The sequence below is a fragment of the Streptomyces tardus genome (assembly GCF_018101125.2).
Classification (GTDB): domain Bacteria; phylum Actinomycetota; class Actinomycetes; order Streptomycetales; family Streptomycetaceae; genus Streptomyces; species Streptomyces tardus.
The window spans coordinates 984,688-1,007,628 of the sequence record NZ_JAELVF020000001.1; the positions used below are offsets into that span (position 1 = coordinate 984,688).

General features: G+C 69.3%; 22 protein-coding genes and 1 pseudogene. 3 read left to right on the forward strand and 20 right to left on the reverse strand.

The genetic code is table 11. The annotated features are described in order from the left end of the window. Positions 1-17 precede the first annotated feature (17 nt). From alr to JGS22_RS04245, 5 genes are all read right to left on the reverse strand, one after another. The gene (alr, locus tag JGS22_RS04225) at positions 18-1,169 is read right to left on the reverse strand and encodes an alanine racemase (protein WP_211039198.1); all 1,152 of its coding nucleotides are present in this window, start codon (positions 1,167-1,169) and stop codon (positions 18-20) included. A 305-nt stretch (positions 1,170-1,474) separates the two neighbouring features. After that, positions 1,475-2,941, reverse strand: a complete 1,467-nt coding sequence (locus tag JGS22_RS04230; protein ID WP_211039197.1) for an NAD(P)H-hydrate dehydratase — start codon at positions 2,939-2,941, stop codon at positions 1,475-1,477. A gap of 236 nt (positions 2,942-3,177) precedes the next feature. Then, entirely contained in the window at positions 3,178-3,546 is a 369-nt protein-coding gene (locus JGS22_RS04235) for a holo-ACP synthase (protein ID WP_211039196.1), read from the reverse strand. Positions 3,547-3,612: 66 nt separating this feature from the next. Further along, on the reverse strand, positions 3,613-5,460 hold the full coding sequence (glmS, locus tag JGS22_RS04240) for a glutamine--fructose-6-phosphate transaminase (isomerizing) (protein ID WP_211039195.1): 1,848 nt from the start codon (positions 5,458-5,460) through the stop codon (positions 3,613-3,615). Positions 5,461-5,469: 9 nt separating this feature from the next. Then, positions 5,470-5,655, reverse strand: a complete 186-nt coding sequence (locus tag JGS22_RS04245) for a hypothetical protein (protein ID WP_211039194.1) — start codon at positions 5,653-5,655, stop codon at positions 5,470-5,472. 281 nt (positions 5,656-5,936) lie between these two features. On the opposite strand from JGS22_RS04245, the gene coaA reads away from it, so the two are divergent. After that, entirely contained in the window at positions 5,937-6,857 is a 921-nt protein-coding gene (gene coaA / locus JGS22_RS04250; protein ID WP_308405795.1) for a type I pantothenate kinase, read from the forward strand. A gap of 159 nt (positions 6,858-7,016) precedes the next feature. Here coaA and glmM read toward each other — a convergent pair whose 3' ends face one another. Further along, complete coding sequence (gene glmM, locus JGS22_RS04255) at positions 7,017-8,411, reverse strand: phosphoglucosamine mutase (RefSeq protein ID WP_211039193.1); 1,395 nt, start codon at positions 8,409-8,411, stop codon at positions 7,017-7,019. Positions 8,412-8,652: 241 nt separating this feature from the next. Here glmM and JGS22_RS27290 point away from each other — a divergent pair. Further along, positions 8,653-8,859: pseudogene (locus tag JGS22_RS27290) on the forward strand (phosphoglucosamine mutase); the annotation flags it as partial. Between the two features lie 83 nt (positions 8,860-8,942). Here the strand turns inward: JGS22_RS27290 and rpsI are convergent. The 3 genes from rpsI to JGS22_RS04270 all read right to left on the reverse strand — a co-directional run bounded on the left by rpsI (position 8,943) and on the right by JGS22_RS04270 (position 11,964). Beyond that, entirely contained in the window at positions 8,943-9,470 is a 528-nt protein-coding gene (rpsI, locus tag JGS22_RS04260; RefSeq protein WP_211043142.1) for a 30S ribosomal protein S9, read from the reverse strand. Between the two features lie 41 nt (positions 9,471-9,511). Next, on the reverse strand, positions 9,512-9,955 hold the full coding sequence (rplM, locus tag JGS22_RS04265) for a 50S ribosomal protein L13 (RefSeq protein WP_211043140.1): 444 nt from the start codon (positions 9,953-9,955) through the stop codon (positions 9,512-9,514). Between the two features lie 389 nt (positions 9,956-10,344). Then, positions 10,345-11,964 carry an ABC-F family ATP-binding cassette domain-containing protein gene (locus JGS22_RS04270; RefSeq protein ID WP_211043130.1) on the reverse strand — a complete coding sequence of 540 codons (1,620 nt, stop codon included), beginning with the start codon at positions 11,962-11,964 and terminating at the stop codon, positions 10,345-10,347. A 128-nt stretch (positions 11,965-12,092) separates the two neighbouring features. Here JGS22_RS04270 and JGS22_RS04275 point away from each other — a divergent pair, with 128 nt between their 5' ends. After that, complete coding sequence (locus JGS22_RS04275; protein WP_236073018.1) at positions 12,093-12,866, forward strand: hypothetical protein; 774 nt, start codon at positions 12,093-12,095, stop codon at positions 12,864-12,866. A gap of 226 nt (positions 12,867-13,092) precedes the next feature. Here the strand turns inward: JGS22_RS04275 and truA are convergent, their stop codons facing one another. The 11 genes from truA to map all read right to left on the reverse strand — a co-directional run bounded on the left by truA (position 13,093) and on the right by map (position 22,845). Next, on the reverse strand, positions 13,093-14,010 hold the full coding sequence (gene truA / locus JGS22_RS04280) for a tRNA pseudouridine(38-40) synthase TruA (protein ID WP_211043126.1): 918 nt from the start codon (positions 14,008-14,010) through the stop codon (positions 13,093-13,095). Positions 14,011-14,093: 83 nt separating this feature from the next. Further along, complete coding sequence (gene rplQ, locus JGS22_RS04285) at positions 14,094-14,621, reverse strand: 50S ribosomal protein L17 (RefSeq protein ID WP_211043125.1); 528 nt, start codon at positions 14,619-14,621, stop codon at positions 14,094-14,096. Between the two features lie 112 nt (positions 14,622-14,733). Continuing rightward, positions 14,734-15,753, reverse strand: a complete 1,020-nt coding sequence (locus JGS22_RS04290) for a DNA-directed RNA polymerase subunit alpha (RefSeq protein WP_211043123.1) — start codon at positions 15,751-15,753, stop codon at positions 14,734-14,736. A gap of 182 nt (positions 15,754-15,935) precedes the next feature. Beyond that, positions 15,936-16,340, reverse strand: a complete 405-nt coding sequence (rpsK, locus tag JGS22_RS04295) for a 30S ribosomal protein S11 (protein WP_004571845.1) — start codon at positions 16,338-16,340, stop codon at positions 15,936-15,938. Between the two features lie 104 nt (positions 16,341-16,444). Further along, the gene (gene rpsM / locus JGS22_RS04300) at positions 16,445-16,825 is read right to left on the reverse strand and encodes a 30S ribosomal protein S13 (RefSeq protein ID WP_211043120.1); all 381 of its coding nucleotides are present in this window, start codon (positions 16,823-16,825) and stop codon (positions 16,445-16,447) included. Between the two features lie 208 nt (positions 16,826-17,033). After that, the gene (rpmJ, locus tag JGS22_RS04305) at positions 17,034-17,147 is read right to left on the reverse strand and encodes a 50S ribosomal protein L36 (RefSeq protein WP_003956441.1); all 114 of its coding nucleotides are present in this window, start codon (positions 17,145-17,147) and stop codon (positions 17,034-17,036) included. Positions 17,148-17,206: 59 nt separating this feature from the next. After that, entirely contained in the window at positions 17,207-17,428 is a 222-nt protein-coding gene (gene infA / locus JGS22_RS04310; RefSeq protein ID WP_003948620.1) for a translation initiation factor IF-1, read from the reverse strand. A gap of 588 nt (positions 17,429-18,016) precedes the next feature. Beyond that, a complete protein-coding gene (locus JGS22_RS04315) occupies positions 18,017-19,951 on the reverse strand; it encodes an FtsX-like permease family protein (protein WP_211042979.1) in 1,935 nt (644 codons plus the stop codon). 308 nt (positions 19,952-20,259) lie between these two features. After that, complete coding sequence (locus JGS22_RS04320; RefSeq protein ID WP_216814832.1) at positions 20,260-20,892, reverse strand: ABC transporter ATP-binding protein; 633 nt, start codon at positions 20,890-20,892, stop codon at positions 20,260-20,262. Positions 20,893-20,954: 62 nt separating this feature from the next. Further along, positions 20,955-21,398, reverse strand: coding sequence for a hypothetical protein (locus JGS22_RS04325; RefSeq protein WP_211042975.1), 444 nt, complete (start codon positions 21,396-21,398; stop codon positions 20,955-20,957). A 610-nt stretch (positions 21,399-22,008) separates the two neighbouring features. After that, positions 22,009-22,845, reverse strand: a complete 837-nt coding sequence (gene map / locus JGS22_RS04330) for a type I methionyl aminopeptidase (protein ID WP_211042973.1) — start codon at positions 22,843-22,845, stop codon at positions 22,009-22,011. Positions 22,846-22,941 lie beyond the last annotated feature (96 nt).

Consider the following 22,941-nt stretch of genomic DNA (forward strand, 5'->3'; position numbering starts at 1 on the left):
GCCCGCTCCCCTCTCGGCTACTCCCCCGTGTACACCCGGGGCACTCGCGACCCTATCCGTGCGACGATCTCGTACCCGATGGTGCCGACGGCACGTGCCCAGTCCTCGGCTGTCGGTTCGCCCCGGTCGCCGGGCCCGAAGAGCACGGCCTCCTCGCCCGCCACCGCACTGTCGTCACCGAGCTCGACGACGAACTGGTCCATCGCCACCCGGCCGGCGGCCGTCCGCCACTTCCCGGCGACCAGCACGGGGCCGCTCCCCGAGGCGTGCCGGGGAATGCCGTCCGCGTAGCCGAGGGGGATCAACGCGAGCGTGGTGTCGCCGGAGGTGACATGGCTGTGGCCGTAGGAGACGCCGTGACCGCCGGGCACCCGCTTGACCAGCGCGAGGTCCGCGCTGAGCGTCATCACCGGCCGCAGCCCGAAGTCGCTGGGGACGCCCAGCTCCGGGGAGGGCGAGAGCCCGTAGAGCGAGAGGCCGGGGCGCACCAGATCGAAGTGGGAGGCCGGAATCGTCAGCGTGGCGGGCGAGTTGGCCATGTGCCGCACCTCGGGCTCCAGACCTGCCTCGTCGGCGATCTTCAACGCGTCCTGGAAGACGTCGAGTTGAGCGGCGATCGAGGGGTGCCCCGGCTCGTCGGCGCAGGCGAAGTGGGACCACAGTCCGGTCACCCGCAGCAGTCCGTCCCGCTCGGCGGCGCGTGCGGAGCTCACCAGGTCCGGCCAGTCGGCGGGCTGGCAACCACCGCGCCCCAACCCGGTGTCCGCCTTCAGATGCACCCGCGCGGTACGGCCGGTGGCACGCGCCGCCGCGGCGATCTCGCGCACCGCCCACTCGGCACCCGCGGACACGTCGATGTCCTGGCGCAGCGCCTCCTGCCACGGCCCACCGGGCGTCCACTGCCAGCACAGCACGCGCCCGCGGTCGCCGTCGGCCCGCAGTGCGAACGCCTCCTCGGGCGTCGCAGTGCCCAACCACTCCGCCCCGGCGTCGCGGATCGTACGGGCGCAGGGCAGCAGACCGTGGCCGTACGCATCGGCCTTGACCACGGCCATCAGGCCGACACCGTCCGAGGCGCGGGCGCGCAGCGCGGCCACGTTGGCGCGGAGCGCGGCGAGATCGACGACCGCGCGGGCGCGGTGCGGCCAGAAGGACGGTGCGTTGTTCACCTACCCAGTGTCTCAGGGCCGGGATACGCCACGATGCGCCCGGTACGTCAGCTCCGGGCGCTTCGTGTCGCACCCCGGCGCGCGGTCCGCGCGGGCGCGCGGGGCGTACGGCGCGGTCACGAGCGGGCGCGCGAGCGGGCCTGCGCCCAGGTCGGCGCGGGCGCATCCGCGGGCGGGCGCGCGGGGCGCACAGTCGCGGGTTCCAAAAGCCGACCCCGGCGTCGGCGGGAGGGGAGTCGACGTGCGCGCCGAGAGGGGCGGCAAGCGCCGGTGGGAGGGGATCAGTCGGTCCCGGCGGGAGGGGATCAGTCGGTGCCGGCGGTGGCTCGGACCTGCTGCCATGCGCTCGGCAGTGCCGCCGCGACCTCGACAGCGGTGCACGGCTCCGGGGCGAGCCGGGCGGCGAGTCCGTGCAGATACGCGCCCACCGACGCCGCATCGAGCGCGTCCAGGCCGGCGGCGAGCAGGCTGCCGGCCAGCCCGGACAGCACGTCCCCGCTGCCCGCGGTGGCCAGCCAACCGGTGCCGGTGGGGTTGACCCGCACCGGCCGGCCGCCGGATGCGACCAACGTGGTGGAACCCTTGAGCAGTACGGTCGCCCCGTAGCGGCGGGCCAACTCCCGTACCGACACGAGCCGTTCGGACTCGACCGCCTCGCGTGCCACATCGAGCAGGGCGGCGGCCTCGCCGGCGTGCGGGGTGAGCAGCGTCGGCGCACGCCGCGCACGCACCTGCCCGGGGTCGAGGAAGCGGAGCCCGTCGGCGTCGACGAGCACCGGGACGTCGGCCTCCAGCACCTGCGCCACGGCTCGTTCCGCCTCCGCGCCCGTGCCGAGGCCCGGGCCGACGACCCAGGACTGCACCCGGCCCGCCTCCCGCGGCGCCCCGCCGGAGACCAGCGTCTCGGGATGGGCGGCGACCACACCCTCGGCCGCGTGCCCCGCGTAGCGTACGGCGCCCGCGCCTCCCCGCAGAGCGCCGCCGACAGCCAGCACGGCGGCCCCCGGGTAGCGGGCGGAACCGGCTGCGACGCCGACGACACCGCGCCGGTACTTGTCGCTCTCCGGCGAGGGCAGCGGCAACAGCCGTGCCACGTCCGAGTGTTGGAGGGCGAGCAGATCGGGCTGCGGCGGCAGGTGCGGGCCGAGGCCGATGTCCACCAGCCGGACCGTGCCCGCCCGCTGCCGACCCGGGTCGACCAGCAGCCCCGGCTTGTACGCGCCGAAGGTGGCGGTGGCGGTCGCCCGTACCGCCGCACCGGGCACCTCGCCGGTGTCCGCGTCCACCCCGCTCGGCAGGTCGACGGCGAGCACGGCCGGCTCGGCGGCACCGGGCCGTCGAGCTTCGAGCCGTGCGAGCAACTCGGCTGCCTCCGGGCGCAGTCCACCGCTGCCGCCGATCCCGGTGATGCCGTCGAGCACGAGGTCGGCGACCAGAGCCCTGCCGGAGACGGCCGCCGCCGGTCCGGCGCTGCCGCCGGCGGCCCGCAGCGCGGCGAGCCCGCCGGGATGGGCACGGTCCGGGCTGAGCAGTACGGCGGTGACGGCCGCGCCTCGACGGGCGAGCAGCGCGCCGGCGAGAAGCGCGTCTCCCCCGTTGTCGCCGCCGCCGACGAGCAGCAGCACCCGGGCGCCGTACACCCAGCCGAGCATCCGTACCGCGGTGGCGGCCAGCCCCGCGGCGGCGCGGCGCATCAGCGCACCGTCCGGCAGCCGGTCCATCAGCTCCCGCTCCGCGGCCCGTACGGTCTCGACGCTGTAGGCAGTCCTCATACCGCCAGTCCTACCCGACGGCCGAGAGCACGTCGCCGACTGACGCCCCGCCAACTCACCGGAGCAGCCCAGCGGTCGGCCCGCACAGGGGGCGACGGCGCGTACGGACGGCACGCGCGCCCCCGCCGATCAGGCACGGGCCGGACGGGCAGGGCCGGAAACAGAACCCGGACAGCACGCCCCGGACGGACACGCTCCGGACTCGCCCCGGACGGGTGCGCCCCGACACGGCGGCGTCATGCCTCGGCTACGACCACCGCCGAGGCCACCCCGGCGTCATGGCTGAGCGACAGATGCCAGTTGCGCACACCCAGCTCGGCCGCGCGCTCGGCCACCGTGCCCCGCACGGTGAGCACCGGGCGGCCGCTGGCCTCGGTGTGCACCTCGGCGTCGGTCCAGCGCAGTCCGCCGGGTGCGCCGAGCGCCTTGGCCAACGCTTCCTTGGCTGCGAACCGGGCGGCGAGCGACGCGACGCCACGCCGTTCGCCGCTGGGCAGGCACAGCTCGCCGCTGGTGAAGAGCCGATCCGCCAACTCCGGTGTCCGCGCGAGGGATTGCGCGAACCGCTCGATCTCGGCCACATCGATGCCGACCCCGACGATCACCGTGCGCTCATTTCGTCTCGACGATCACGACTCTGCTGCGGCACCGCACGCGACCCGGGCCCGTGCTCATTCGACGGTGACCGACTTCGCCAGATTGCGCGGCTGGTCGACCTCGTTGCCCCGGGCGGTGGCCAGCTCGCAGGCGAAGACCTGCAACGGCACCGTGGCGACCAGCGGCTGGAGCAGCGTCGGCGTCACCGGAACCCGTACGAGGTGGTCGGCGTACGGCTCCACCACGGTGTCGCCCTCCTCGGCGATCACGATGGTCAGCGCCCCGCGCGCCCGTACCTCCTGGATGTTGGAAACGATCTTGTCGTGCAGCACCGAGCGACCGCGCGGCGAGGGCACCACCACCACGACCGGCACCCCCTTCTCGATCAGCGCGATCGGGCCGTGCTTGAGCTCGCCGGCCGCGAAGCCCTCGGCGTGCATGTAGGCGAGCTCCTTGAGCTTGAGCGCACCCTCCAGTGCCACCGGGAAGCCGACGTGGCGGCCGAGGAAGAGCACCGTGTCCCGGTCGGCGAGGCTGCGGGCGAGCTCCCGCACCGGCTCCATGGTGTCCAGGACGGCCTCGACCTCGTCGCCGATCCGGGCCAGCTGCCCGATGACCGACTGGATCTCGTCGCCCCACTTGGTGCCACGCACCTGGCCGAGGTAGAGCGCCACCAGATAGCAGGCGACCAGCTGCGTCAGGAACGCCTTGGTCGAGGCGACCGCGACCTCGGGGCCCGCATGGGTGTACAGGACCGCGTCGGACTCGCGCGGGATGGTCGAACCGTTGGTGTTGCAGATCGCGAGGACCCTGGCGCCCTGCTCGCGGGCGTGCCGCAGCGCCATCAGGGTGTCCATCGTCTCCCCGGACTGGGAGATCGCGATGACCAGCGTCCGGGAGTCCAGAATCGGGTCGCGGTAGCGGAACTCACTGGCCAGCTCGGTCTCGCAGGGCACCCGCGTCCAGTGCTCGATGGCGTACTTGGCGATCATGCCGGCGTGGTACGCGGTGCCGCAGGCGACGATCACGACCTTGTCGGCCTCGCGCAGCACCCGCGGCGGGATGCGGATCTCGTCCAGGTGCAGCTGGCCCGCCCCGTCGATCCGGCCGAGCAGGGTGTCGGAGACGGCCTTGGGCTGCTCGGCGATCTCCTTGAGCATGAAGTAGTCGTAGCCGCCCTTCTCGGCGGCGGAGGCGTCCCAGTCGACGTGGTACTCGCGCACCTCGGCGGCGGCGCCGTGGAAGTCGGTGACCTGCACGCCGTCCCTGCTCAGCTCGACCACCTGGTCCTGGCCCAGCTCGATGGCGTCCCGGGTGTGCTCGATGAAGGCGGCCACATCGGAGGCCAGGAAGGTCTCGCCGTCCCCGACCCCCACCACAAGCGGCGAGTTGCGGCGGGCGCCGACGACCGTGTCCGGCTGGTCGGCGTGCACGGCGACCAGAGTGAAGGCGCCCTCCAGGCGGCGGCAGACCTGCCGCATGGCCTCGCCGAGGTCGCCGCAGGAGGAGAAGTTCTCGGCGAGGAGGTGCGAGACGACCTCGGTGTCGGTCTCCGAGTGCAGTGCGTGGCCGCGCTCGGCGAGCTCGTCGCGCAGCGCGGCGAAGTTCTCGATGATGCCGTTGTGGACGACGGAGACCCGGCCCGCGTTGTCCAGATGCGGGTGGGCGTTGGCGTCGGTGGGGCCGCCATGGGTGGCCCAACGGGTATGCCCGATACCGGTGTTGCCGTCGGGCAGCGGACGCTCGTCGAGCACCTTCGTCAGATTGACCAGCTTCCCGGCCTTCTTCGCCGCGGCCAGCCCACCGTCGGCGAGAACCGCCACACCGGCGGAGTCATAGCCCCGGTACTCCAGCCGCCGCAGACCGGCGATGACCACGTCGAGGGCGGACTGCCCTCCTACATATCCCACGATTCCGCACATGCACGCAGCCTACGACGAGGGAAGTTCCTCCTCGTCGGCCATGCCGTCCTTCGCTTCGTGCAGAAGGGTCAGATATTCAGCCTCCTCGCAGCGCGGCTTGCTGCCGACGACGTACAGGTCCAGCGCGTGCTGAAGGTCCCCGGCGAGGTCTTCGTCGGGGAGCTCTTCTATGAGTGCGTCGAAGTGCGATGGCATATCGGCCCCCTCAGGGCTGCGGACGGTGAGGGGAATCTACGCTTCCGCCCGGGGTGCGTACAGAGGTGCGCACAAATCTACGAAAGTTTCCCGTTCCCCGACAAAGAAGCAGGTCAAAGCCGCCCCAAGCGGATGCCCACGCACCCCGAGAGGAAGCCCGCCGGCCCGCTGACCACAATGGAGCCGTGGCCAGCCAATCCGCGGTGACCGCCGCCCTCACCGAAGCCGCCGGCCGGCGCGGCGACAGCAGCCGCCGCCGTACGGGGGACCCGACGCCGTACGTGGACCTCAGCCGCGAGGAGTGGAGCTCCCTGCGCGAACGCACCCCGCTGCCGCTGACCGCCGCCGAGCTGGAGCACCTGCGCGGCCTCGGCGACGTCATCGACCTCGACGAGGTGCGCGAGGTCTACCTCCCGCTCTCCCGGCTGCTCAACCTCTACGTCGGCGCCACCCACGGACTGCGCGGCGCGCTCAACACCTTCCTCGGCGACGGCGCCCAGCCCGGCACCCCGTTCGTCATCGGCGTCGCCGGTAGCGTCGCCGTCGGCAAGTCCACGGTCGCCAGACTGCTGCGCGAACTCCTCGCCCGCTGGCCCGAGCACCCCAAGGTCGAACTGGTCACCACCGACGGCTTCCTGCTGCCCAACGCGGAGCTGCACCGCCGCGGCCTGATGTCCCGCAAGGGGTTCCCCGAGTCCTTCGACCGACGGGCCCTCACCCGCTTCGTCGCCGCGGTCAAGGCAGGGAAGGAGGAGGTCAGCGCACCGGTCTACAGCCATCTGATCTACGACATCGTCCCCGGCGAGCGGCTGGTCGTCTCCCGCCCGGACATACTCATCGTCGAGGGGCTGAACGTGCTGCAGCCCGCGCTGCCCGGCCGGGACGGCCGCACCCGCGTCGCGGTGGCGGACTTCTTCGACTTCTCGCTCTACGTCGACGCCCGGGCCGACGACATCGAGCAGTGGTACCTCGAACGCTTCCGCACCCTGCGCCGTACGGCGTTCCAGGACCCCTCGTCCTACTTCCGCAAGTACACCGAGGTCTCCGAGGACGAGGCGCTGGAGTACGGGCGCACCATCTGGCGCACCATCAACCGGCCGAATCTGCGGGAGAACATCGAGCCCACCCGCGGGCGGGCCGGCCTGGTGCTGCGCAAGGGCGGCGACCACAAGGTGCGCCGGCTCTCGCTGCGCAAGCTCTGACCCGGCCGCGTCCACACGGGCGCCGGCCAACCCGGGACGGCGTGCGGCGGAGCCGCCGCACCGGGCACGCGCTCCCGTACCGGGCAGGAGCTGCCGTACCGGGCAGGAGCTGCCGTCGGGCCCGGGCCGCCGCAACGGGCCCGAGCCGCGAGAGACGGTCTAGCCCAGGGAACTCTTGACCACGTCGGCCAGTCGCTGGGCGACCGCGCGGGCCTGCTCCAGATCGGCGGCCTCGACCATCACCCGTACCAGCGGCTCCGTGCCCGAGGGCCGCAGCAACACCCGTCCGGTGGCGCCCAGTTCACGCTCCGCCTCGACCACGGCGGTGGCCAGCTCGGCCGAACTGGTGACCCGGGTCCGGTCGACCTCGGGCACGTTGATCAGCACCTGCGGCAGCCGCTCCATCACGGTGACCAGCTCGGCGAGCGGTTTGCGGGTCGCGGCCACCCTGGCCGCGAGCATCAGCCCGGTGAGGGTGCCGTCGCCGGTGGTGGCGTGGTCGAGCACGATCACGTGCCCCGACTGCTCGCCACCGAGCGAATGGCCGCCGCGCTTGAGTTCCTCGAGCACGTACCGGTCGCCGACCGCGGTCTGGAGCAGCTGCAGCCCGACGGCCTCCATCGCGAGCTTGAAGCCGAGGTTGGACATCACGGTGGCCACCACCGTGTCGTTGCGCAGGGTGCCTGCTTCCTGCATGCCGACCGCGAGCACCGCGAGGATCTGGTCGCCGTCGATCTCCGCGCCGTCGGCGTCCACCGCGAGGCAGCGGTCCGCGTCGCCGTCGTGGGCGACGCCGAGATCCGCGCCGTGCTCCACGACGGCCGCGCGCAGGCCCTCCAGATGGGTGGAGCCGCAGCCGTCGTTGATGTTCAGTCCGTCGGGGGCCGCGGCGATCGTCACCACCTCGGCGCCGGCGCGCGCGAACGCCTCCGGGGAGACCCGGGCGGCGGCGCCGTGGGCACCGTCGATGACGACCTTCAGCCCGTCCAGACGGTTCGGCAGCACACCCAGCAGGTGCGCGACATAGCTGTCGAAGCCCTCGTCGTACGTCCGCACCCGGCCGACGCCCGCACCGATCGGACGCTTCCACGGCTCACCCGTGGAGTGCTCGCGGTAGACGGCCTCGATACGGTCCTCCAGCTCGTCGGCGAGCTTGTGCCCGCCGCGCGCGAAGAACTTGATCCCGTTGTCCGGCATCGGGTTGTGGCTGGCCGACAGCATCACGCCCAGGTCAGCACCGAGCGAACCCGTCAGATACGCGACCGCCGGCGTCGGCAGCACGCCCACCCGCAGCACGTCCACACCGGCGCTGGCGAGTCCGGCGACCACGGCCGCCTCCAGGAACTCGCCCGAGGCACGCGGGTCGCGGCCCACCACGGCCACCGGGCGCCGCTCGCCCGAGGTGGTGCGTTCCGGCGCCGGCTCTCCGCCACCGGTGGGTCCTGCTTCGGTCAGCACGTGCGCGGCGGCGACCGAGAGACCGAGCGCCATCTCGGCCGTCAGCCCGGCGTTGGCGACGCCACGCACTCCATCCGTACCGAAGAGTCGTCCCACCGTTGTCCTCCGAGCTGTCGAGCTGTGTGGTCGGCCGCCTGCGAGTGCGACGGTCGCGGGGCGCGGCCGGTTCCCCGCCCTTCCGCCGGGCCGGGGAAGTCATGTGATGTCCGCCGTGCGATGCACGACGGACATCACATGACTTCCCCGGCCCGGCGGAAGGGCGGGGAACCGGCCGCGCCCCGCGACCGTCGCACTCGCAGGCGGCCGACCACACAGCTCGACAGCTCGGAGGACAACGGTGGGACGACTCTTCGGTACGGATGGAGTGCGTGGCGTCGCCAACGCCGGGCTGACGGCCGAGATGGCGCTCGGTCTCTCGGTCGCCGCCGCGCACGTGCTGACCGAAGCAGGACCCACCGGTGGCGGAGAGCCGGCGCCGGAACGCACCACCTCGGGCGAGCGGCGCCCGGTGGCCGTGGTGGACGCCCCGGCGGCACGCTCCGTGCTCGCCGGGGCGTTCCCGTATCGGGGCGCCCCCGGCGAGCACGGAGCGTGCCGCCGGGGCGTCCACCACAGCCAGGGGCCGGGTCAGCGCTTGCTGTACTGCGTACCCTTGCGCGCCTTCTTGAGACCGGCCTTCTTCCGCTCCACCGCACGGGCGTCACGGGTGAGGAAGCCGGCCTTCTTGAGCGGGCCGCGGTTGTTGTCCACGTCCGCCTCGTTCAGCGCACGGGCCACGCCCAGGCGCAGCGCGCCGGCCTGACCCGAGATGCCGCCGCCGGAAATGCGGGCGACGACGTCGTAGCGGTTGTCCAGCTCGAGCACCTTGAAGGGCTCGTTGACTTCCTGCTGGTGCACCTTGTTCGGGAAGTAACCGTCCAGCGCGCGGCCGTTGATGCGCCACTGGCCGGAGCCCGGCACGATGCGGACGCGGGCGATGGCGTTCTTGCGGCGGCCGGTGCCGGCTGCCGGCTGGGGCTCACCGAACGGTGCGGCGAGGGACTCGGAGGTGTACTCACCGGCGACCTCGGGGGTCTCGGTGGTGTACTCCTCGAACTCCTCGCCGGTGTGCTCGGCGTTCTCGGTGTTCTCGACGGTCTCAGCGGTCTCAGCCACGGAATTCCTCAGCTTCTCTTCGTCTAGGGGTGTGGCCGGACTTACTGCGCGACCTGGGTGATCTCGAACGGGACCGGCTGCTGAGCAGCGTGCGGGTGCTGGTCACCCGCGTACACCTTCAGCTTCGAGAACATCTGACGGCCCAGGGTGTTCTTGGGGAGCATGCCCTTGACGGCCTTCTCGACGGCCTTCTCCGGGTTCTTCTCCAGCAGCTCGTCGTAGCGCACGGAGCGCAGGCCGCCCGGGTAACCGGAGTGGCGGTAGGCGAGCTTCTGGGTCCGCTTGTTACCGGACAGGTGCACCTTGTCGGCGTTGATGATGATGACGAAGTCACCGGTGTCGACGTGGGGCGCGTACACGGGCTTGTGCTTGCCCCGCAGAAGGGTGGCCGCCTGAGAGGCCAGACGCCCCAGGACCACGTCCTGGGCGTCGATGACGTGCCACTGGCGCTGGATGTCGCCGGGCTTGGGGCTGAACGTACGCACGGTCGTAGCCTTCGCTTCTTCAGTGAGTGGGTCCTGACAAGGCCACCCGGAGATCACGACAGCCGAGACCGCGCGGCGGTGACGCATCCGCCCGCTGGTCGCTGGTCATCGTCCTGGTGGACCTGCGTAGCGGCCTCTCACCGTGAGATGGAGCAAGCCAATACGCATAACAAACAGGCAGACTACCGTCCGTCCGCCAGCAGGGTCAAAGCGGGTCCCCGCTCCCCCGTGCGGGTGACCGCCGAGCCCCCCGTCCGCCCCCGCGCACGCCGTGGGCCGAACTCCGGGAACCGGTGTCGGAGGAGGCTCTCCCCGGACCGCACGGACTCCTCCGGGCTGCGGGCCGCGAGCTCCTCCGGACCGCGAGCTCCGGGCTGCGGGCTGCTTGCTCAGCGGCGGCGGGCCACTCGGGTCTCGTCCCAGACCGGCTCCGAAGTCTCCCGCACCAGGCCGTCGGAGCCGAAGACCAGACAGCGGTCGAAGGAACGGGCGAACCAGCGGTCGTGGGTCACCGCGAGCACTGTCCCGTCGTACGCCTCCAGACCGGTCTGCAGCGCCTCGGCGCTCTCCAGGTCCAGGTTGTCTGTGGGCTCGTCCAGCAGCAGCGCGGTGGTGCCCACCAGCTCCAGCAGCAGGATCTGGAAACGCGCCTGCTGCCCGCCGGAGAGACGGTCGAAGGGCTGCTCGGCCTGACGGTCGAGCTCGTAGCGGCGCAGCACCGGCATCGCGCCGCCGCGGTCCCTGGCGTGCTCCTTCCACAGGATGTCCAGCAGGCTGCGCCCGGCCAGCTCCGGATGCGCGTGGGTCTGGGCGAAGTGGCCGGGGACGACCCTGGCGCCGAGTCTCCACACCCCTGAGTGCGCGACCTCGTCACCGGCGAGCAACCGCAGGAAGTGCGATTTCCCCGAGCCGTTGGACCCGAGCACCGCGACCCGCTCGCCGTAGAAGACCTCCAGGTCGAACGGGCGCATCAGACCGGTCAGTTCGAGCCCCGCGCAGGTGATCGCCCGCACTCCGGTACGGCCGCCGCGCAGCCGCATGGTGATGTCCTGCTCGCGCGGCGGCTCCTGCGGCGGCCCGGCCTCCTCGAACTTCCGCAGCCGGGTGCGCGCCGCCTGGTAGCGCGAGGCGAGGCCGTCGTTGAACGCCGCCTTGTTCTTCAGGGTGTTCACCAGCCGCTTGAGCTGGGCGTGCTTCTCGTCCCAGCGCCGCCTCAACTCCTCGAAGCGCGCGAAGCGTTCGCGCCGCGCCTCGTGGTACGTGTCGAAACCCGCACCGTGCACCCACACGTCCGAACCGGCCGGACCGGGCTCCACACTGATGATCCGCCGAGCCGTGCGGGCCAGCAGCTCGCGGTCGTGGGAGATGAAGAGCACCGTCTTGCGGGTCTGCCGCAGTTGCTCCTCAAGCCAGCGCTTCCCCGGCACGTCCAGATAGTTGTCCGGTTCGTCGAGCAGCAGCACCTCCTCCGGGCCGCGCAGCAGGTACTCCAGCACCAACCGCTTCTGCTCGCCGCCCGAGAGCGTCGTCACCTTCCGCCACTGGGCCCGCTCGTACGGGACGCCCAGCGCGGCCGTGGTGCAGACGTCCCAGAGCGTCTCCGCCTCGTACCCCTGCGCCTCGGCCCAGTCGCTGAGCGCCTGCGCGTACCCCAACTGCGCCTTCTCGTCGTCCCGTTCCATCAGCGCCAGCTCCGCGGCGTCCACCGCCTCGGCGGCGGTCCGGATACGCGGCGGGGCGACCGACACCAGCAGGTCGCGCACTGTCCGCTCGTCCCGTACGGAGCCGATGAACTGGGGCATCACACCCAGGCCGCCGCTGGTGACCACGCTCCCCTCGTCCGCCTGGAGGTCGCCGGCGATCAGCCGCAACAGCGTCGTCTTGCCCGCCCCGTTGGCGCCGACGAGCGCGACGGCGGTGCCCTCGCCCACCCGGAACGAGACATCGTCGAGCAGCACTCGACCGTCCGGCAGCAGATATTCCAGATGTGCGACTTCCACGTGGCCCATGAGGCCGGATTGTGACCGCCCGCGGCGTCGGAGACCAACTGGTTTTCCGTAGGATTCGCCGCATGAGCTTTGGGCAAGGGGGGCCTGACTGGGGCCCTGGCGGATCACACACGCCGGACTGGAACGCCTTGGCGAGCGACGCGGAGGCCTCGCACGCACGCAAGCGGCGGTTGCTGTTCCTCGGCGGGGGCGGAATGGCCGCGGTCGCGCTCGCGGCGGTGATAGCGGTCGCCGTGGTCGCGCAGGGCCGTGACGACGACGGCTCGCAGGGCGCGCTGCCGACACCCGAGGAGCTGCCGTCCAGCCAGGGGCCCAAGCCGACCTTCGAGTCCAAGGCGCCGCCCCCGCCGCCCAACCCCACGGACTTCATCACCGACCCGAAGAAGGACACCGCGCCGCTGAGCGCCAAGCGACTCTTCTCCACCGCCGAGGTGAGCGTCAACGGGCGCACCTACCTGCGACGCGGCACCGCCAACACCACCACCTGCGAGAACGCCGCCGGCGGTGGACTCAGCGCCGCGCTGAAGAGCAACGCGTGCAAACAGCTGCACCGCGCCACCTTCATAGGCGGCGGACGGGTGGTGACGGTCGGCGTGGCCCTCTTCGACACCCGCGCGCAGGCCCGCGCCACCGCCGGCGAGGCACAGCAGATCTCACCGCTCGACGGTTCCGGGGTCAGCGAGTTCTGCCAGACCTCCGCCTGCCACGTCAGCGCCAACTCCGTAGGCCGCTACGCCTACTTCACCGTCGCCGGCTACGAGAACGGCAAGGACGCGAAGGCGGGCGACACCGCGCAGGCCACCGGCCGCGATCTGGCGAAGTACACCTTCGAGCAGATCCACCAGCGCGGCGAGGACCAGGCCGACAAGGCGTACGCGGAACAGCTGGAGCAGGACGGCTGAGCCACCGCTGCGCGGCGCGAACCGGGCGGACCCGGGCCGGTACGGGTCGTGTTGCGCGTCCTCTGCAAGCACGCACGTCGGCGACGGGGCGGCACGCAGGACGCGGCTCCGGCGGCGACGCACGGCCGCGCCCGTACCGCCACCCACGCAGAGCCGCCGCGCCCGGCCGCGCCTCTGGCCCGTCGTGTGGCGGTGCCTCTTGGCCGTGCCTCTTGGCGGCGTCCGCTCAGCAGCAGTCCGACCCCGGGCCCGCCGCAGCCTCCGCCGCCCCGGCTCCGGAGCCGGTGGCCCCCGAACCGGCGGGCAGCGTACGCCTGTTTCGCGCTTCGAGGTTCCGCGCGGCCAGCTGCTCGTCGGCCGGGTAGCCGACCTCCTCCAGCGTCAGCCCGTGCGGTCGTACGACGTGCACCGCCGAGTCGCGCACGCCGGCGGCCAGCACCTCGGCCGGCCAGTGTGGCGGCCGGTGCCCGTCCCCGACGAAGAGCATCGCGCCGACCAGCGAACGCACCATGTTGTGGCAGAACGCGTCGGCCAGCACCGTCGCCTCCAGCACACCGTCCGGCAACCGCTCCCAGCGCAGCGTACGGAGCGTACGGATGGTGGTGGCGCCCTCGCGCTTCTTGCAGTACGCCGCGAAGTCGTGCTCGCCCAGCAGCTGTTCGGCGGCGGCGTTCATCGCGTCCTCGTCCAACGGCCAGTTGTGCCAGAGGACATGGCCGCGGCGCAGCGGGTCGACGCCGCCCGGGTGGTCGCTGACGCGGTAGCAGTAGCGGCGCCAGACCGCCGAGAAGCGCGCGTTGAAGTGGGCCGGCGCCCGTACGACCCGTCGCACCCGTACGTCCATCGGCAGCCGGCCGGCCAACCGCCGCAGCAACTGCTCGCCGTGCACGGCCCACTCCGCCTCCGGCAGGTCGACATGGGCCACCTGGCCGCGGGCGTGCACCCCCGCGTCCGTACGCCCCGCGACAGTCAGCTCGACCGGGCCGTCGGCCTCGCCGCGGCGCATCACCACCCGCAGGGCGTCCTGCAGTTCGCCCTGCACGGTACGCCGGCCGTGCTGGGTCGCCCAGCCGGAGAAGTCCCTGCCGTCGTAGGCCAGATCAAGCCGCACCCGCACAAAGCCGGGCTCCACCGCATCGCTCATGTGGCAATCCTCGCAAACAGGAACGGGCCCGCCCCCAGCAGGGAGCGGGCCCGTATCCGGACTCTGCCGGACGGAAGGGCGCCTCAGGCGTCCTTCTTGTCCTCGGCCTCGTCGGCCGGGGCCGCGTCCTCGGGCTCGGCGTCCTTCGGGGCCTCGTCCTTCTTGAGGTCCTTCAGGGCGTCGTCGCCGGCGGCGTCCTTGGCGGAGCGCTTGGTGGCGGCCTCGGCCTCACCGACCGCCGCCTGCTGCACCGTCAGGGCCTCGACCAGCTCGATCACGGCCATGGGAGCGTTGTCGCCACGGCGCGGACCGACCTTGGTGATCCGGGTGTAACCACCCGGGCGGTTCTCGTACCGCGGGCCGATCTCGGTGAAGAGCGCGTGGACGACGCTCTTGTCCAGGATCGTGCGCATGACCTGGCGGCGGTTGTGAAGGTCGCCCTTCTTCGCCTTGGTGATCAGACGCTCCGCGACCGGGCGCAGGCGACGAGCCTTGGCCTCGGTCGTGGTGATGCGGCCGTGCTCGAAAAGGCTGGTTGCCAGGTTCCCCAGCATGGCCTTCTGGTGCGACGCGCTGCCGCCCAGACGGGCACCCTTGGTGGGCTTCGGCATGTTCTCTCTCCTTGTTCTCTGCACCGGCCGTATCAGGTACCGGTGTCAGGCCGGCTGAGCGGTCGCCCAGCCGAGTTCACAGCCCCTCGCGGGGCTCGTGAGCAGTACCGGCTCAGTACTGCTCGGTCTCGACGAAGCCCTGGTCGTCGTCGTCCGAGCCGAAGGCGTCGGCGGCGGCGGTCGGGTCGAATCCGGGCGGGCTGTCCTTGAGCGCCAGGCTCATGCCGGCCAGCTTTGCCTTGACCTCGTCGATCGACTTGGCACCGAAGTTGCGGATGTCGAGCAGGTCCGCCTCGGAGCGGGCCACGAGCTCGCCGACCGAGTGGATGCCCTCGCGCTTGAGGCAGTTGTAGGAGCGGACGGTGAGCTCCAGCTCCTCGATCGGCAGCGCCAGATCGGCGGCCAGCGCGGCGTCGGTCGGGGACGGGCCCATGTCGATGCCCTCGGCGTCGACGTTGAGCTCACGGGCCAGACCGAACAGCTCGACCAGCGTCTTGCCCGCGGACGCCACGGCGTCGCGCGGACGCATGGCCTCCTTGGTCTCGACGTCGACGATCAGCTTGTCGAAGTCGGTGCGCTGCTCGACACGGGTCGCCTCGACCTTGTAGGTGACCTTCAGCACCGGGCTGTAGATGGAGTCGACCGGAATGCGGCCGATCTCCTGGCCGACCTGCTTGTTCTGCACCGCGGAGACGTAGCCGCGACCGCGCTCGACGGTCAGCTCCATCTCCAGCTTGCCCTTGCCGTTGAGAGTGGCGAGGACCAGGTCGGGGTTGTGCACCTCGACACCGGCCGGCGGCGCGATGTCCGCGGCGGTGACCAGGCCGGGGCCCTGCTTGCGCAGGTACATCACGACGGGCTCGTCGTGCTCCGAGGAGACGACCAGCTGCTTGATGTTGAGGATCAGGTCCGTGACGTCGTCCTTCACACCCGGCACGGTGGTGAACTCGTGCAGGACACCGTCGACCCGGATGCTGGTGACAGCCGCACCGGGGATCGAGGACAGGAGCGTACGACGCAGGGAGTTACCGAGGGTGTAGCCGAAGCCCGGCTCCAGCGGCTCGATCACGAACCGTGAGCGGAACTCGTCGACGACCTCTTCGGTCAGAGAGGGGCGCTGAGCGATCAGCATGAGAATGTGCCTCCAGTATTCGGCAACCGCTATTTGATGCCGAGCCCCGGACCTGCGCCCGGGGCCATTGCTACAAGGGTACGGGCGGTACGGCACCGAAAGTGCCGTACCGCCCGTACCCCGCGGGGCTCGACCCGGGACCCGATGTCCCGGACCGGCCCGACTACCCGGTCAGCCCGGCGTCAGACGCGACGACGCTTGGGCGGACGGCAACCGTTGTGCGGGGTCGGGGTGACGTCCTGGATGGAGCCGACCTCCAGGCCGGTGGCCTGGAGCGAGCGGATCGCGGTCTCACGGCCGGAGCCGGGACCCTTGACGAACACGTCAACCTTGCGCATGCCGTGCTCCTGCGCGCGGCGGGCGGCCGACTCGGCGGCCATCTGCGCGGCGAACGGAGTCGACTTGCGCGAACCCTTGAAACCGACGTGCCCGGCCGAGGCCCAGGAGATCACGTTGCCGGTGGGGTCGGTGATGGAGACGATGGTGTTGTTGAACGTGCTCTTGATGTGAGCGTGCCCGTGGGCGACGTTCTTCTTCTCCTTGCGGCGCACCTTCTTGGCGCCGGCCGTACGGCCCTTCGGAGGCATATGGTTTTACTCCCGTGGAGGTGGTCGGTCCTACAACACGGACCGCGATGTCCTGCGAACCTGTGGGACGAGTCCCGCGGCTCCGCAGCAGCGTCCGGTGTGGACTACTTCTTGCCCGGCTTCTTCTTACCGGCGATGGCGCGACGCGGGCCCTTGCGGGTGCGGGCGTTGGTCTTGGTGCGCTGACCGCGGACCGGCAGGCCACGACGGTGACGCAGACCCTGGTAGTTGCCGATCTCGACCTTGCGGCGAATGTCGGCCTGGATCTCCCGGCGGAGGTCACCCTCGGTCTGGAAGTTGGCGTCCACGTACTCGCGCAGCTTGACGAGGTCTTCCTCGCTGAGGTCGCGCACCCGGACGTCCGGGCTCACACCGGTGCTCTTCAGCGCTTCCTGCGATCGGGTGCGACCGATGCCGAAGACATAGGTGAGGGCGACCTCGATGCGCTTTTCACGCGGGAGATCAACGCCTTCAAGGCGTGCCATGAATGTGGCTCCTGATGATCGTCGGAGGTCTTCCGCAGCACCTCTCCCCAGCCTCTCGCGGGCGAGGTCCCCGGCCTCCGTCCGGGGGTGTCGTCCCCGGCCGGCCGCTGGGGCCGCCAAGAACGGGTGACTGCGTATCTACTTGTGGTGAGCGCACCCTGCGGGCGCACTCGCGTCGTGCGAAGAAGCGGCTAGTGCCGGTACCGCGTCAGCCCTGGCGCTGCTTGTGGCGCAGGTTGTCGCAGATGACCATGACCCGCCCGTGACGGCGGATCACCTTGCACTTGTCGCAGATCTTCTTGACGCTCGGCTTGACCTTCATGGGATGTGAGGTTCTCCGGGTCAGGCCATCACCCCACGGGAGCGGGATGGTGGCTCGATCTACTTGTAGCGGTAGACGATCCGTCCACGCGTCAGGTCATAGGGAGAGAGCTCCACCACGACACGGTCGTCGGGAAGGATACGGATGTAGTGCATCCGCATCTTGCCGCTGATGTGCGCGAGGACCTGGTGGCCGTTCTGAAGCTCCACCTTGAACATCGCGTTCGGCAGAGATTCGACGACAGTGCCCTCGATCTCGATGGCCCCTTGTTTTTTGGCCATGCTTGAGCGCTTCACCTTCCGGGATCGGCTACCTGGATCAGTCCGAGCACAGAAATACGCAAGGACCGACGAGCCAGTCTACGGCAGCGCCTCCCGAAAGACGAATCCGGGTATCCTCCCCCAACTGGAAGATCATTAAGCCCAGTTGGGCCGGATACCCGGCCACGAGCAGCACCTCGAGCAGGCATGCGGCGCAACTCACACCGCGCCTCTCCGCCGCCCGCGCACAGGCGCAACCCCCACCCAAAGCCGCACCCCAGGACCACGGCGCCTACGGGGCTACGGGGCTACGGGGCTACGGGGCTACGGGGTACAGAACACCAACTTCAGCACGCCGGGGCGTCACGGAGCGACAACCAGCCCCAGCGACAACCGTCACACCCCAGCCCTTCTTCTGTATCCGCTCCCCGCCCGGGCGGGGAGCGGATACAGAGGGACAGGCAAGACAACGCGAGAGAGGCGTACGGGGGGGCATCCCTACGTGCACTCTCAAGATCACCACCGATGGCCAGCACCACGGCCACGCTCACCGATCCATCCAGTGCAGGCCTGCGCAACGCCCGGCACTCACTCAGCCCGGCCTCTACTTCACTCCGCTCTCAAAAGCTGGGGCTCCACTCGCCGGGGCGTCGAGAACGCGGCAATCGTCACGGCCGTCGCCACAGCGACCAGGGTGCCGAGTGTGAGCCAACCGAAAGCAACCCAGTCCGGCGTCCGAATCAGTCCTCCGGTGTACTGCCACGTCATTGCACCCACAATGCCGAGCAACCAGGCCAGTGCCACCTGCGGCACCATCGAGGCCGCTGCCTCCCACGCCTGCACCGCACGCAGCTGCCCGGGACGCATGCCCTGCGCGAGCATCCGCGCGTTCACTCTTCGGCGCTGGACCGCGCGATCGAGCAGAGCCACCACCAACGCCATCAGCGCCACCAAACCGCCGAGCACAAAAGCGAATCTGATGTACGCCCCCAACATCGAGTTGATCTCCGCCTGAGCCGGATTCTCTCCATACACAGAAGGCTGACTGTAAGGCGCAATCGCCAACAGCTTCGCCATCATCTCGTCAATATTCTGTTCGTCCGGGACTAGGACTAATTGATCGGCTGCCTGGCGCGCACCAGGCGCAGAGATCGGCAGCACCGCATCATAACCACCGAGCGGTGAATCGATCCTCGGAACAAGGCTTCCTCGAGGCGTAAGAGTGGACTTAGGCGCGGCGAACTCAGTCCTGCCGGATGAGAGATTGTCGATAATCATCGGCTCCCCGGCCTTAATTTCTGACACTCGATAGCCAGAACCTGACCTCAAGTCACATTTGTCAAGCTTCATCCCACTCACAAACCGAAGCCCCCGACAGTCGGTGAATAGCAGAGAGGAGGATTCGCCGAAACCACCTGCAGCAAGCGCAACGGCGGAGGCGTCTGGCACTTCCAGGGCTTGCGACAGCTGGCGATTGGTGAGTTTTTCAAGTGAAACAGAGAAGACGGCAGGGTCATCCGGGTTCAGCTCGCTCGTAGCGCGGGCATCACGAGAATGCCCAATTCCAACACCGACAGCGAAGACCAGTACCATAACTCCGGCCGCGAGCTTCCCGGACGAAATTGCATTGAATGCTGCACGCGCACCTCCGATCCGGCGTGTCACACGATGCGATTTCCTCCACCACCGTCCCACCACCGCCGTCAGAACACCAGCACCCAAAAGCATACCGATACCAGTAAGGAACACGAAGAAGATCATTACCGGCGCATTTGTCATCGAGGATTCATTACCATCATCGCCATGGAAATAGCCTCGCCAGAATTGCCACCACAGACCTGCAACACCTACCGCCAATGGCAGCAGCTGCCACCAACGGACACGCTCCTCAGGAATCCAGCGCCTCTGCGTCCAAGGTGCGCGAATGGCATCCGCCGCAACTCTCGCACCAAGGAACCAAGAGAGAGCAACAGAACCCAGCAGGAGAGTAGAAGCTCCGAGCGGCCCAGTGGAAGTAGCTTGAGGGAACCAGGTCACCGATAGTACTCCGCTACCGGCAACGAAATAATTCACGGGGGGATAAAGCAGAAGCGCAACGACGCCTGCCGAAAGACCGACAACCATCTGCTCTACCGCATTTACGCGAGCTGTTTGACGAGCCGATACTCCAAGAAGACGCAGGGCAGCAAACCTACGCGTTCGGATTGTCGCGGATAGCCGAGTGGCAACCATCAGTAGTGCACAAATTGGCAATCCTAGGCACGCCAGAAAGAAGCCGGCAAGTCCCTGCACTTGGCTTTCTTGAAGCTCAATATTCATGGGGAACCTGCCACCATAGCCAGCAATTGCCCGCGCCTGCTCGCCCAGTTCTTCAAGCTGAAGGCCCTGATAGACCACGAGTTCATCCGGAGAGCGCAGGCCAGGCTCACCGATGGTCCCTACCACTCTTCCTGCTGCCCAAGCCTGCAACAAGTCCGAGCGCTCTAGTTCCTCCAGAAAGCGCGGCGAAACGACAAGCTCTCCTGGGCCAGGCCATTCAGCCACCCCCGGAGGCTTCGTAACAGATCTAGCAGCATCGCTTCGGTCAGTTGCAACGCCGGTACGGAAGACGACATTCCTGTCGTACGCGAGCGTCTCGCTATGGATCCAGACATGCCCGCGTTCTGTCTCATTTTCGAGGAGCATCGGACTCCGCGCGAGTCCAACCGATTTTCTGTGTTCAACCACGGAGAACGATGCGAATGCAAGTAGCGCACATACTCCAGCCAAGGCGAGACCGATGACTGTGAGAGCAAGAGCGATAGCCCTTCTGCGGTCCCGCACCCGAAGCAAGCGGATTCCCAGGCGCAGCGTCACAGACATTTTGCGGCCAATCCGTCCGAGCGGACACATCCATCCGCCATATGAATCTGCCTGTCCGCTGCCACCGCAACGTTCTGGTCGTGGGTAACCATTACCAGAGACGTGCCACGGATCGCAGTCATAGTCAGGAGTTGATCGAGGACTCGGCGCGCATTATCACCATCCAATGCACCCGTCGGCTCGTCAGCCAGGACAACCACAGGATCATTCATCAAAGCTCGAGCAACCGCAGCTCGCTGGGACTGCCCTCCCGACACCTCACCTGGGAAACGATTGCCCAGCTCTTCGATACCCAACTCTTTCATATGAGATCGGGCGCGGCGCCGAGCCTCGTGGCGCCGAACACCCTTCAGCTCCAGCGGGATTGCAACATTCTCGAGCAGCGTCAGTTCCGCAATGAGTTCCCCAAGCTGGAACACGAAACCCATCGCATCACGGCGCATGACACAGATCGCGTCATCGTCAGCCGTGCGAACATTCGTTCCTGCAATGCGAATTTCCCCCTGGTCCGGACGAATAATTCCAGCCAGCGCAAGCAGCAGCGTGGATTTACCGCATCCACTCGGGCCCGTAATTGCCACAGATTCACCTGCTTCGACATCCAGGTCGACATCTCGTAGCACAGGCTGACCCGGACTGTACTGATAATTCAGCCCTCGAACCTTCACGACGGGCCCGCAGCTACTCAACGGACGTACTCTTCCTTTCCGGAACAGTTGTCGGGGATTAGAGTTCCGCGATCCCGACAGACGCGCACTCGTACGTCCCGCGTCCGCTGCATCGCACCGTCGAACACATTCTTGTTGTACCTCTTGGCGGTTCCGCGCGAGGCACGAAATACATTCGGCGCGTATCCGTGAACCGCAACCTCGAGGTATACGCCGTTGTTCTTGTCAGTCGAACGAAGAGTCCCGGTGAAATTGAAGGCACCACGAGTCTCCGGCCCTGCGGGAAGAAAGCGATATCGAGCATCGCTCCACTGTGCGCCAGAGGTGCTCTGATCATTCATTTTGTGCCACTTTGCCGCGCGGGCGTCCGGTGGGGTGGATCGGTCGGCGGTGGCGTAGGCGATGGTGGGGGCGGTGAGCACGGTGGTGGTGGCCAGTACGGCGATGAGCAAGCGCTTCATCGGGCCTCGTTTCGGAGGTAGGCGGAGAGTGGGTACGTCGAGGTCCGCCGCGGGCGCACTTCAACGCCGCGCAGCACTGCGGGACTTCGCGTTGATCACTCTGGCAGCCTTCGCCGTGCCAATAGCGGCGAATCGGGACAGAACGGTCTGACCACCACGCTTTGGTGTATCGGTTTAGACCTCGCGTTGACTGCCTCGACCTGCAGAAACGTCACGCTTCGACGGCCGTGCCAGTGGTCAGGGCGGGTGAGGTTGTGCGGAGGGCTTCGCCTGCGCCCGCCGTCGCCGGGCGTTCCAGCCGCTCGTGTCCACGGCTCCGGGCGAGCAGCGCACGGCAACCGGCCCGACGGCAACGGACCCGCCGTGCGCTGACGCACGGCGGGTCCCGGTCATACACCGCACCACCGCACTCTCGCCGCAGCAGCCTGGGCTTCGGCGACACAGTGCTCAGAGCGCGCTCAGCACCAAGCAAGCCCCGGGCTCAACGGGGCGCCTCCACGGGCTCCACGCTCACTTCGCGCACCCGCGGGCAGGGCCCGGCCCACGCCGCACTCCCCCGGGCAAAGCCCGCCGGCGCCGCGCGCCTCCCCGGGCGCGCGAGCGGCGGCGCTCAGCCCAGCGGGTCGGGGGCTGCTTCGACGCCGTACTCGGCGAGCTTCGCCCGGCCGCCGTCGGGGGCGGTGAGGACGAGCGGGCCCTGCTCGGTGAGCGCGATGGAGTGCTCCCAGTGGCTGGAGCACGAGTGGTCGTCGGTCACGACGGTCCAGTCGTCCTCCAGCACGTGTGTCTTGGCGGTGCCGAGGCTGACCATCGGCTCGATCGCCAGGCACATTCCCGGTACGAGCTTGGGGCCGCGTCCGCGTCGGCGCTCGACGTAGTTCAGCACGTGCGGGTCCATGTGCATCTCGCTGCCGATGCCGTGCCCGCCGTAGTCCTCGATGATCCCGTACTTGCCGCTGGCCGGACGGGGTTGGCGGCGGATGTAGCCCTCGACCGCCTTGGAGATGTCGACGAGCCGGTTGCCCTTGCGCATCGCGGCGAGCCCGGCCCACATGGACTCCTCGGTGACCCGGCTGAGTTCGAGCAGCTCCGGTGCGTGGCCCTCGCCCACGAAGACGGTGATCGCGGCGTCACCGTGCCAGCCGTCGATGATGGCGCCCGCGTCGATGGAGAGCACGTCGCCGGAGTTCAGCACGGTCTCCCGGTCCGGGATGCCGTGGACGACGACATCGTTGACCGAGGTACAGATGTTGCCGGGGAACCCGCCGTAGCCGAGGAAATTGGGCTTGGCGCCGTGGTCGGCGAGCACCTTGGCCGCGACCTCGTCGAGGTCCTTGGTGGTCGCACCGGGTACGGCCGCCGCGGCGCACTCCTTGTGCATGGCTGCGACCACCAGCCCCGCCGCCCGCATCTTCGCGATCTGCTCGGGGGTTTTGATCTCCACCATCTCGGCTGACGCCTCCAGCTCAGACAACAACAACTGACCGCCCGTGCCGGACGTAACCCCCAACGATACGGCTCCCCGACCGGCGGGCGCGTACGG

Excerpts from the sequence above, each read along its gene's own strand:
- JGS22_RS04245 (WP_211039194.1), bottom strand. The coding sequence starts at position 5,655 with ATGCCATCGCACTTCGACGCACTCATAGAAGAGCTCCCCGACGAAGAC.
- JGS22_RS04230 (WP_211039197.1), bottom strand. The coding sequence starts at position 2,941 with ATGAGGACTGCCTACAGCGTCGAGACCGTACGGGCCGCGGAGCGGGAG.
- JGS22_RS04325 (WP_211042975.1), bottom strand. The coding sequence starts at position 21,398 with ATGAAGCGCTTGCTCATCGCCGTACTGGCCACCACCACCGTGCTCACC.
- map (WP_211042973.1), bottom strand. The coding sequence starts at position 22,845 with ATGGTGGAGATCAAAACCCCCGAGCAGATCGCGAAGATGCGGGCGGCG.
- glmS (WP_211039195.1), bottom strand. The coding sequence starts at position 5,460 with ATGTGCGGAATCGTGGGATATGTAGGAGGGCAGTCCGCCCTCGACGTG.
- truA (WP_211043126.1), bottom strand. The coding sequence starts at position 14,010 with ATGAGCGATGCGGTGGAGCCCGGCTTTGTGCGGGTGCGGCTTGATCTG.
- rpsK (WP_004571845.1), bottom strand. The coding sequence starts at position 16,340 with ATGCCTCCGAAGGGCCGTACGGCCGGCGCCAAGAAGGTGCGCCGCAAG.
- JGS22_RS04290 (WP_211043123.1), bottom strand. The coding sequence starts at position 15,753 with ATGCTGATCGCTCAGCGCCCCTCTCTGACCGAAGAGGTCGTCGACGAG.
- rplQ (WP_211043125.1), bottom strand. The coding sequence starts at position 14,621 with ATGCCGAAGCCCACCAAGGGTGCCCGTCTGGGCGGCAGCGCGTCGCAC.
- rpmJ (WP_003956441.1), bottom strand. The coding sequence starts at position 17,147 with ATGAAGGTCAAGCCGAGCGTCAAGAAGATCTGCGACAAGTGCAAGGTG.
- infA (WP_003948620.1), bottom strand. The coding sequence starts at position 17,428 with ATGGCCAAAAAACAAGGGGCCATCGAGATCGAGGGCACTGTCGTCGAA.
- JGS22_RS04270 (WP_211043130.1), bottom strand. The coding sequence starts at position 11,964 with ATGGGCCACGTGGAAGTCGCACATCTGGAATATCTGCTGCCGGACGGT.
- rpsM (WP_211043120.1), bottom strand. The coding sequence starts at position 16,825 with ATGGCACGCCTTGAAGGCGTTGATCTCCCGCGTGAAAAGCGCATCGAG.